This window comes from Citrobacter sp. wls826 (assembly GCF_005281245.1).
Classification (GTDB): domain Bacteria; phylum Pseudomonadota; class Gammaproteobacteria; order Enterobacterales; family Enterobacteriaceae; genus Citrobacter; species Citrobacter braakii.
Window position 1 is genome coordinate 77,588 of the sequence record NZ_SZWS01000041.1, and the last position, 3,903, is coordinate 81,490.

4 protein-coding genes are annotated in these 3,903 nt (G+C 53.3%); 1 reads left to right on the plus strand and 3 read right to left on the minus strand.

The features are described from left to right. From FDW87_RS22200 to soxR, 3 genes are all read right to left on the minus strand, one after another. Nucleotides 1-891: Na+/H+ antiporter (locus FDW87_RS22200; protein WP_252363089.1), on the minus strand; the 891-nt coding region annotated here is incomplete at its 3' end. 157 nt (nucleotides 892-1,048) lie between these two features. Further along, nucleotides 1,049-2,398 (minus strand): guanine/hypoxanthine transporter GhxP, encoded by a 1,350-nt coding sequence (ghxP, locus tag FDW87_RS09345; protein WP_016155449.1) that lies wholly within the window; start codon nucleotides 2,396-2,398, stop codon nucleotides 1,049-1,051. A gap of 604 nt (nucleotides 2,399-3,002) precedes the next feature. After that, nucleotides 3,003-3,461 (minus strand): redox-sensitive transcriptional activator SoxR, encoded by a 459-nt coding sequence (soxR, locus tag FDW87_RS09350; protein ID WP_016155363.1) that lies wholly within the window; start codon nucleotides 3,459-3,461, stop codon nucleotides 3,003-3,005. 86 nt (nucleotides 3,462-3,547) lie between these two features. Here soxR and soxS point away from each other — a divergent pair, with 86 nt between their 5' ends. After that, nucleotides 3,548-3,871 (plus strand): superoxide response transcriptional regulator SoxS, encoded by a 324-nt coding sequence (gene soxS, locus FDW87_RS09355; protein ID WP_016155362.1) that lies wholly within the window; start codon nucleotides 3,548-3,550, stop codon nucleotides 3,869-3,871. Nucleotides 3,872-3,903 lie beyond the last annotated feature (32 nt).

A 3,903-nucleotide genomic window follows, 5' to 3' on the forward strand; every position in this document is an offset into this window, starting at 1 on the left:
AATCCCCGGCAACTGCAGTCCTAACAGCAAGAAAACCATGCCGTTAAACACAAACTCCAGCATCGCCCAGGTGCTGTTAGCACGTAAACGCATCGCCAGCGGCGCCCGGCGCATTACCCCGGAACGGGTGATGGTCATCCCGGCTGCGACCGCCGCGAGGATGCCGGAAACACCGATGTGTTCCGCAATCAGGTAAGACGCAAACGGCAGCAGGAACAGCAGAACGATTTGCGTTGCCGGTTCATCACCACCCCAGCGGCTGAGAAAACGCAGGGAGCGCCCGTACAGCCAACTGACGACAAAACCGGCCAGGATACCGCCAATCGCTACCTTGAAGAATTCAAGCGTTGCGCCACCAACCGTAAACACCATCGTGCCCATCGCCACGGCGACGGCAAATTTCAGTGATACCAGACCGGAGGCGTCGTTCATCAACGCTTCGCCCTGCAGGATACCCATGATTTTCTTCGGTATGCGTCCCTCCCCCACTATGCCGGAAAGGGCCACGGCATCGGTTGGCGACAGGACAGCGGCCAGCGCAAAGGCTGGGATGAGAGGGATCCCCGGCACCAGCCAGTAAATCATAAAGCCAATCCCGACCACCGTGACCAGAACCAGCGCCAGCGCAAGGCCGAAGATCTCTCGCCCGTGCTCCAGAAACTCACGGGTTGGCGTCTTCCAGCCATCGGCGAAAAGCAGCGGCGGGATGAACAGAACCAGAAAAAGCTCAGGATCGAATTCCACATGCAAACCAAACGTCGGCCACGCCAGCAAGGCGCCGATGGCGATCTGCATAAGGGGTAAAGGGAGTTGGAATGGCAATACGCGAGTAAAAACCCCCGACAGCGAGACCACAAGGGTCATGATGAGTATGGTGAAAAAGATTTCCATGCGTTCCCTGTTTGCGATGTTTCTTATGATCAGTGATGAGAGGCGTCGTGCCTCAATTCTATCTACTTGAGAGTAACGCAAAAGACAACGAGAGTGTTGTGAAAATAAAAACGGGCGGCCAAAGCCACCCGTTTTCAGAATCTTCATCAAATGAGGATTAGATAGCCCAACCACCAGCGTAGAAGGCCACCAGCGCGATGGCGATGACCACTGTGCCGATGTTCAGTTTGCGCCATTCGCCAGAGACGATACGGCCAATCACCAGGGTAGCAAAGCCAATCATAATGCCGGTCACGATGTTACAGGTCAGCACGATAAATACGGCCGTTACCAGCCCCGCCATAGCGTCGACAAAGTCAGCAAAGTCGATTTTCGCTACGTTGCTTAACATCAGCAGGCCCACATACATCAGCGCAGGTGCCGTTGCATATACTGGTACAAGATAAGAGAGCGGAGAGAGGAACAGGATCAGCAGGAACAGTACGCCAACGGTGATCGCCGTCAGGCCAGTTTTGCCGCCTGCCGCCGTACCCGCTGCGGATTCAATATAAACCGCCGCCGGTGCAGCGCCCACCAGGCCAGAGAACACGCTGCTCAGGGAGTCGGTGGTCAGCGCTTTGCCGCCGTCAATAATCTGTCCGTCTTTATCCAGCAGATTCGCCTGTCCGGCTACCGCACGGATGGTTCCGGTCGCATCGAAGACAGCGGTCATGACCAGCGCCAGCACGCTCGGCAGTACGATTGGGTTTAGTGCGCCCATAATATCCAGGCTACCGATCAGCGAGTTGCCGTTTTCGTCGCTCAGAGAAGGCATGGCAAAAATACCGGAGAAATGTACGGCCGGGTCGAAAATCAGACCCACTACGGAAATACCGATAATAGTCAGCAGGATACCGCCCGGTACTTTCAGTTTTTCGAGGCCAATAATCACCGCCAGACCTACCAGCGACATAATCACCGGGAAGGTATCGAAATCGCCCAGCGCAACCGGCAGGCCGTCCAGCGGGTTTTTAATAACCAGACCCACGCCGTTTGCCGCAATCAGCAGCAGGAACAGGCCGATACCAATCCCCGTACCGTGCGCAACACCCTGCGGTAGATTGCGCAGGATCCAGCTACGAATACCGGTCGCGGAAATGATGGTAAACAGGACACCCATCAGGAACACCGCACCCAGCGCAACAGGCACGCTGATATGTTGTCCCAGTACCAGGCTGAATGCGGTAAACGCCGTCAAAGAAATGGCGCAGCCAATCGCCAGCGGCAGGTTTGCCCACAGGCCCATCACAATAGAACCGACGCCCGCGACCAGACAGGTTGCCACAAATACAGCGGCAGGCGGGAATCCGGCTTTACCCAGCATCCCCGGAACCACGATAACGGAGTAGACCATGGCCAGGAACGTCGTTAATCCGGCAACGACTTCCTGACGAACGGTACTGCCGCGGAGCGAAATTTTAAACCAGGCGTCGAGTGAACCGCCGGTACGCGCTGAAGGCGTAGACATAGAAAACATCCCCTGAGAGTTTATTTTTTCGTCATTATGCGTGCTGGACAATCCACTGCCTGCTAAACGTTTTCTCCATGTGCCAGGTTTGCGTCAATAGGGGTGTCGCAAAAAAGCAAACGTTTAGCTCCGCGCATAAAAAACGGGTGGTAAAAAAAAGCAAACGATTATCCAGCGATCATACGCTGGTTTTCAACTGAACTTTGCCGCTTTTTACTCATTTCTTCTTATAACGCGCAATAAATAATCAGTCGATGCGCAAACGTTATCGTCAATGCGCAGTCTGGCAACAAAATTTGCGGAGTTATTACAACATCGGTGTGCCTTTTTCACGCAAACTTGCGCAAGAAAACCGGTGAAGATGCGGAAAATTTTTTGGCTAAAAAATCACCATTTCACTGGTAAATGGAGAGAGGTGGCTTACAATTACATTATCAACACAGACCGGAACCTCACCTAATGTGCTCGACTGAGGGGTGTTGATGTCGGGGGAAACCCTCCCGTGAACCAGCGGGATAGAGTGAAAGACAAAGACCGGAACCAAACTAAAGCGCCCTCTGTGGCGCTTTAGTTTTATATCCGTCCATCCATCAGATATTTCACATCAATCATCTTCCAGCAGACGCGCCCCGGTCCCCTTCTCGCCAAGCTGATCGCCTGGGTTACGCAACGGGCAATCGCTGCGCGACAAACAACCGCAACCAATACACCCATCCAGTTCATCGCGTAGCGCCACTAAAGTATGAATGCGTCGATCCAGCTCTTCACGCCATTGCGAAGAGAGCTGCTTCCACTCTTTAGCACTGAGCGAATGTCCTTCAGGTAATACGCCGAGCGCGTCACCGATCGTTGCCAACGGGATCCCGATGCGTTGAGCAATCTTGATAATCGCCACATAACGCAACACATCACGTCTGTATCGGCGCTGATTGCCGCTGTTGCGCATACTGCTGATTAACCCTTTGCTTTCATAGAAATGCAGGGTTGATACCGCTACGCCGCTACGCTTTGCGACTTCACCTGGCGTGAGCAGCGCTTTTATTCGGGGTAATTTCTTTTCCATAAATCGCTTTACCTCAAGTTAACTTGAGGAATTATACTCGCCCACAGACAAAACGACGAATCGAATACTGAAAAAGAGGCAGCCCTATGTCCCATCAGCAGATTATTCAGACCCTTATTGAATGGATTGACGACCATATCGATCAGCCGCTGAACATTGAGGCGGTGGCGAAAAAATCAGGTTACTCGAAGTGGTATTTACAGAGAATGTTCCGCACGGTGATGCGCCAGACGTTGGGTGACTATATCCGCCAGCGTCGACTCCTGCTGGCTGCTGTTGAACTGCGGACGACCGAGCGACCTATTTTCGATATCGCGATGGATCTTGGTTATGTATCACAACAAACCTTCTCACGCGTGTTTCGCCGCGAGTTTGATCGTACCCCCAGCGATTACCGCCACCGCCTGTAAGATTATTGCCCGCTCTGCGTCAGTATGGCGGG

What these genes read in the sequence shown, in the direction of transcription:
- ghxP (WP_016155449.1), bottom strand. Translation starts at nt 2,398, where the DNA reads ATGTCTACGCCTTCAGCGCGTACCGGCGGTTCACTCGACGCCTGGTTT.
- soxR (WP_016155363.1), bottom strand. Translation starts at nt 3,461, where the DNA reads ATGGAAAAGAAATTACCCCGAATAAAAGCGCTGCTCACGCCAGGTGAA.
- soxS (WP_016155362.1), top strand. Translation starts at nt 3,548, where the DNA reads ATGTCCCATCAGCAGATTATTCAGACCCTTATTGAATGGATTGACGAC.